General features: G+C 55.2%; 5 protein-coding genes. 1 reads left to right on the forward strand and 4 read right to left on the reverse strand.

Annotated features, from left to right (window positions below; all coding sequences use genetic code 11):
* Window positions 1–680: 680 nt before the first annotated feature.
* From ACIREA_RS25130 to ACIREA_RS25145, 4 genes are all read right to left on the reverse strand, one after another.
* Window positions 681–1,634 carry a helix-turn-helix domain-containing protein gene (locus ACIREA_RS25130; RefSeq protein WP_397385078.1) on the reverse strand — a complete coding sequence of 318 codons (954 nt, stop codon included), beginning with the start codon at window positions 1,632–1,634 and terminating at the stop codon, window positions 681–683.
* A gap of 338 nt (window positions 1,635–1,972) precedes the next feature.
* Window positions 1,973–3,037 carry a hypothetical protein gene (locus ACIREA_RS25135; protein WP_397385074.1) on the reverse strand — a complete coding sequence of 355 codons (1,065 nt, stop codon included), beginning with the start codon at window positions 3,035–3,037 and terminating at the stop codon, window positions 1,973–1,975.
* Window positions 3,034–4,041, reverse strand: coding sequence for a tyrosine-type recombinase/integrase (locus ACIREA_RS25140; RefSeq protein ID WP_397385075.1), 1,008 nt, complete (start codon window positions 4,039–4,041; stop codon window positions 3,034–3,036). Before ACIREA_RS25140 ends, ACIREA_RS25135 begins: the two co-directional genes overlap by 4 nt.
* A complete protein-coding gene (locus ACIREA_RS25145) occupies window positions 4,007–4,219 on the reverse strand; it encodes a hypothetical protein (protein ID WP_397385076.1) in 213 nt (70 codons plus the stop codon). Before ACIREA_RS25145 ends, ACIREA_RS25140 begins: the two co-directional genes overlap by 35 nt.
* Before the next feature lie 265 nt (window positions 4,220–4,484).
* Between ACIREA_RS25145 and ACIREA_RS25150 the strand changes: the two genes are divergently transcribed.
* On the forward strand, window positions 4,485–5,760 hold a 1,276-nt coding region (locus ACIREA_RS25150), incomplete at its 3' end, for a hypothetical protein (RefSeq protein ID WP_397385077.1).

Consider the following 5,760-nt stretch of genomic DNA (forward strand, 5'->3'; position numbering starts at 1 on the left):
GGCAGTGCTCACCACTGCTTCACAAGGAAGCTTTGAATTTGCCCAGGTGACGGACAATTGTGGCAGAATGCCACGATGGGAAAGGCTCAATCGAGCCAGGAGCTAAGGCTCCTCCCAATAGATTATGGTCGGAAAGTTCGCTAGATAGGCATTTAGAAACCAAGTTTCGGCATGGGGACCGCGTCTCGCTTCGCATTGCCACCTTTTCTGCCAAAAACTTTTGCAGTCTAAGCACGTAATGTTCAGACTAGTTAGCGGTGGGCGTTCATGGAGAGCAGAGCGGTGAGTTTAAGATGAGGTCAGAACCACTGAGTTTTCAGTCAGTGCCGTCACTAAAATGCTGGGGCAAACTAATGAAGGTGTGCCGTTAACGGTGGGCCGCGATCCTCAGGGAGTCGGCGATGACGGCTGCAAGCCTCGGCTGCCAGACGGCCATACTCACCCCAGAAACTCGATACCATCTCCTAAATGTCTGCAACGCTGCCATCAGCGGTTTGGCCAAAGGTGTAAGGATGATGGGTTGCGCGAACTTGATGATGGGGGCCTTGGTTCGAAATCGGCGGCAGGCACTGTCGCAACCGCCACTGAGACCAAATCGTGGGCTGAGGGCACCAAGAACAATAACCGGAGTCGGCGATCACTCGACTATGCCGCAGCAGAAGGATGTGGCACAGTAAGTTCTAATCTTTAAAAGTGTCAGCGAGATTGATCTCCTTCTCCCAATTATTGAGAAGATCGAAAGCGCATTTGTGTGTGTACCTTCTTTGTTCCACTGAATTGTATCTGGATTTTAGTTTCTTGACGTGATCTTCAAGGTAAAAAATATCCATCTGGCATTCGTCCCCAGTGTAGTCCAAGGCGATATCCTTGATCAAAGCCATCTCTCGTTGCTTCCAATTTGTCGTTCCGCGACGAAAACATTCATTCACGCAATCCTGGATCAGCGATATGGCTCTGTCCTCTTCGGTCTTTGAGGCGTCAGCATAACCCCCTTCCTCTATCCTCCAAGCAATTTCCTCAGGTGACATGGAGGGTTCCCATTCCGGATCCAAAAAATTTCTCTCGGCTCCCCCCTCAGAAGAGATAGAATTATTTGAATTCAATTTAGATGAAGCGAGTTCATTGGATTTACTTCCATTGGATATACTTCCACTCACCGTGGCTGACTGGGTAGTCACTGAGGGTGAAGGGGCGGTCATTGAGCGTGACTGGGTAGTCATAGTGGGTGACCGGGTAGTCACTTTGGTGATAGCCGTTGTGGATGACTGGGCAGTCCCTGTGGATGACTGGGCCGCTTTTGCCGGGGCTGGATTTGCAGTCCACTCTTCCGGGTCCGTCAACTGATAGGTATTGGTGTGAGCCCCGTTTTTTGGCCTCGTGACACGTATCATCCGACGCTCCTCAAGCTCGGTAGTCGCCTTCATGACCAAATTACGATTAAATAAGCAATCAGCAGCCATTGATTTAATTCCGGCCCAAGATATGCCATCGGTGTTCGCACGGCAGCGAAGGAGGAGATACACTCGGAACGCATGCGGCGAGAGCCCCGCTTTGTTTATGTACGAGTGAAGGAAGCACCCCTTTCCCCATGAGGCAGGCTTGGTTGGGGGCTCGGGACAGTCGTTTTCGCTCATATAATCGAGGGCAGACACTTGCCTTTGAGGGGTTAAGTTTGATGATTAGGCTTCCTTCTTTGCTTTCACATCGAAGCGGGCCAGCGCGGCCTCGACCTGATCAAGGTTAAAGACGATCCTTCGGCCTAGTCGGCGGAATGGGATGAGGTTCTGAGCAGTCCACGAGTCGACGGTGCGGACACTCACTGCGTGGTGTTTTGCTAGTCCCTGGCGGTCTGTCCAAGGTGATGCGGTTGGTTGCGGCGGTGTGCAGGGGGAAGTTTTCACCCGCATAGATATGCACCACCTTGCATCCAGTCATTCTTCGTTTTCTCTCGCTCGTCGAATGTGATACACGATTATTTTGGTTTTCGTGTAGTTGATCGCGGCTGCCCTATCTTCCCCAGCTTGGCCCTCGCTTTTGCCTTTGCGTCTGCCAGCTCCCACCCCCCACTCTTGCGCAGTATAGCGAGTCCGGCGTCGTCCCATATATGAGTCCATGCTGCGGCGGACAGCTTCGGTAAACTGGGGTGCTTCTCGATAATGAGCAGTTGCAGTTCGCCCTTGGTCGGAAGGTCACGATGCCGCAGAACCCATGTCTGAAACTCTTCAATGGCCACAAACGCTAGCGGCACCTGTCCGCGACCGGGCAATGTCATGCGTTTGCGGGATTTGTGCAGGGTGTGTGGGAGTTTACGAGCGAGGGAATCGACCACTAAACACAGTGCGGCCTTTGCCTTCAATGCCACTTCCTCCCGCTTGTCGTCCGGGGCGAAACGGACTGCGTTGAATAGCTGTGCCAGTGGTCCTTCCTTGCCCATAACCTTCGTGCTAGCGAGCAGTAAAGAATGCGCGACAGACAGTTCTGAATGCTTCGGCTCTACGATCTTTGTGTATGCCTTCTGAACTTCGCCCAGCAGGACTGCGCTATGCGTGCCGTTGTCATTTTGAACGATTTCGATCAAGCCTTCCCAATATTTAATGGAGCCTCTACGAGAACCCGGCCGAAGTTCAGCAGCACGACTTGCGTTTGCACGCTTTCTCAGGGCATCATAGAATTCGTCAGCCATAGCTATGCCACACTGCTCCAGATCGCGACGTGTTTCCGCGATCACCGCTGTACGCACCGCCTCAACGGCGCCTGCCTGGCAGAGCTCCTTAATCCTATCCAGTTGACTCTCCGAAAGTTCTCCAATGCGGACCCTGCTCCCATCACTGTCCACTCCCTCCATTGTGGAACGAAGCATAGCTAGTTCTTCCGCCGACAGCTTTTTTCCTGTGAACCCGGCGCTGTTCACTCCAGCCATTATTAAAGAAGCAATCGTAGCCACATCATCAACCGACGGTTTCACTGGCACATTCTCAGGCCGCTCCAGGGTGGAAAGGTTTGCCGTCGTCCTGCCCTGCGGCTTTTCTTTCTTCATGCTGCCACCTCCATGCGTATGATGTTTGTTGCTGTCTTCGGCGGCATGATCTGGAAATAGGCCTCGCCTTCCTCCTTGGTGGCAATCTCGCGGTAATTCTTGAACAAGAGCGTGGTGTCACTGTGGCCTAGCTCGGATGCCGTCTTTGCGGCGTTCTGGTGTGCAGCGTAGTGGTACGAGCCAAAGCAGTGACGAGCGGCGTTGTGAGGCCATGCCTCGATTCCAGCGGTAAGGCATGCGGCTTCGCGGCATTTGCGGAACACTTGATCCGAAGGACGAACGAGGCCGGACTTTTGGCGGTAAGGCTCCAGCCATGCTTTCAGGTTTTGGGTGATGGCGACAAGGCGACGCTGCCCGGTCTTGGTCTTGGTGGCTGATAGGTCAATATGACCACGCTCCAGCTTGATGTCTTGCCAGTCGAGGCGGGCAATCTCTGCCTCACGCAAGCCACCGAAAAAGGCGACGGCATAGGCGGGAACAATGCGAGCATCGGCGTTTTGAAGGAATTGGGAAACTTGATCTGGTGACAAGATGCCGGGTGGTTTCTCGTCGGCTTCGATCTCAACCGCTGCGGTGGGATTTGCTGCCATCCAGTTCTTGCCGACGGCGAAGTTGAACAGATTGGAGAGCACGAGACGGTGGTTGATCTGTGTGCGTGCCGTGCCGTCGATGCTGGCAAGGTAGCTCTCCACGTCGTCTTTTGTGAGAGTCGCCAGGATGCGTTTGCCATGAACTGCCTCGAAGGCCTGGGCGCGGCTGGTGAGGTTCCGCAGGTGAACGGCGCTTTGCTTCTTCTGCTCCTTCCAGTCGAGGAACTTTGCCACGGCATGATTGACCGTGACGCTGGATTTTGTCTGGCGGAGAAAGGCGGCGTAGAATTCAACGGCTGCCTTGAATGAGAACTCGTCGGTGACGTGCTCGGCATTTAGTGCCTTGCTGAGATTGCGGGCGGAGAGCAGGGCGCGGAATTCATCGGGAGTAAACGCCGCGCTCGGCAATGCCAACGTTCTCCAGTTCGACGGTCTTGGCGTCCGCGAAGCTCTTCGCATTCACCTTGGTCTTGAAATATTTCTGCTGGTAGCTGCCGCCTTGTGAGAAGGTGACGCGGAACTTATAATTCGGGTGTCCTTTGACCGGCTTGATGGTGACTTTCATCTTGAGGGAGATTGCGCCGGGCTGCATGAACCCGCAACAAAAACCATTACAAAACCATTACGATTTCATTCGCGCTTTGTATTACATAGGTATCCAGCGGTTTTGTAAACCGCAGGTCGTCGGTTCGACCCCGACTGCTGGCTCCATTCGATTCTTTTAAGACACCTAGTGCCAATGGTTTAGTGGGGGGCGAAGCGAACGCAGAGGAAATCAACGTCCTCCCGAACCCGACCGGTCCACGGGGTTTGTCTTGAGGCTCGAAGAAAAGGCTGTTGCGGTCCGTTTGTCGCTCATGAGACTTCTTCTGGTACTTCTTGTCACGAATTCGCTGTGCGCCGCCGAACTCCGCATCGGCTCAGCCACAGTCAGCATCACGCCGGACAAGCCGGTGGCACTGGCTGGACAGTTTGGCACGCGCATTTCGCAAAGTGTGGAAGCTCCGGTTATCGCCGCCGCCGTGGCGATTGAGTCGGTGGAAGGCGGCAAGGTGGTCGATCAGAGCATTCTCATCTCCTGTGATCTTGTGGCGATCCATCATTCCGTGCTCATGCAGTTTCGGCAGCATTTGAAGCCGCTGCTGCCCGACTTTGATGTGAGGAAAGTCATCGTGTCCGCCACGCACACGCACACCGCGCCGGTGACGTCCGAGATTCCAGAGGAGACGCTGATCACCTATTCGATCCCCAAGGAAGGCGTCATGCAGCCGGTGGAATACACTGCATTTCTCGTCGAGCGGCTCTCGCAAGCCGCCGTGCAGGCTTGGAAGGGGCGCAAGCCGGGTGGGGTGAGCTGGACGCTCGGGTTTGCCCAGATCGGCGAAAACCGCCGCTCGGTCTTCGCCGATGGTCACGCACAAATGTATGCGAAGACGAATGACGCGCGGTTCCGGCATCTGGAAGCCGGCTCCGATTCGGGTGTCGAGACGCTGTTCTTCTGGAATGCGGAAAAGCAGCTTCAAGCCGTCGCGATCAACATCGCGTGCCCATCACAGGAAGTGGAGAGCCGCAGCGCGCTCAACGCCGACTTCTGGCATGATGCACGGGAGCAGTTGAAGGCCAAATTGAACCTGCCTGATCTCACGGTGCTCGGCTGGTGCAGCGCGGCGGGTGATCAATCGCCGCATCCGCAGTATCGCAAGGACGCCGAGGCACGCATGATCGCCCTGCGTGGTCTCACGCGGCAGCAGGAACTCGGCCGCCGCATCAGCAATGCCGTTTACGACACGGTCGATGCTGCAAAGGCTGACATCCGCACGGATACGTCCTTCGGCCACATCGTTGAAGACCTGCCACTGCCGCCGCGCAAGATCCTCGAACGCGAGTATGTGGACGCGAAAAAGAACATCGCGCAATACAGCGTCGTCGAGAAGCCGGACAACCGCGTCATCACGATGCTGAAGCTTGAGAAGGGCATCGTGAAGCGGTTCGAAGAGGCGGACAAGCTGCCGACTTACGACATGGAGCTTCATGTGCTGCGCCTCGGCGACATCGCCATCACCACGAACACGTTTGAGCTGTATCTCGACTGGGGCATCCAGATGAAGGCCCGCAGCCCCGCGCAGCAGACCT

It is taken from the genome of Prosthecobacter sp. (genome assembly GCF_044373815.1).
Taxonomy (GTDB): domain Bacteria; phylum Verrucomicrobiota; class Verrucomicrobiia; order Verrucomicrobiales; family Verrucomicrobiaceae; genus Prosthecobacter.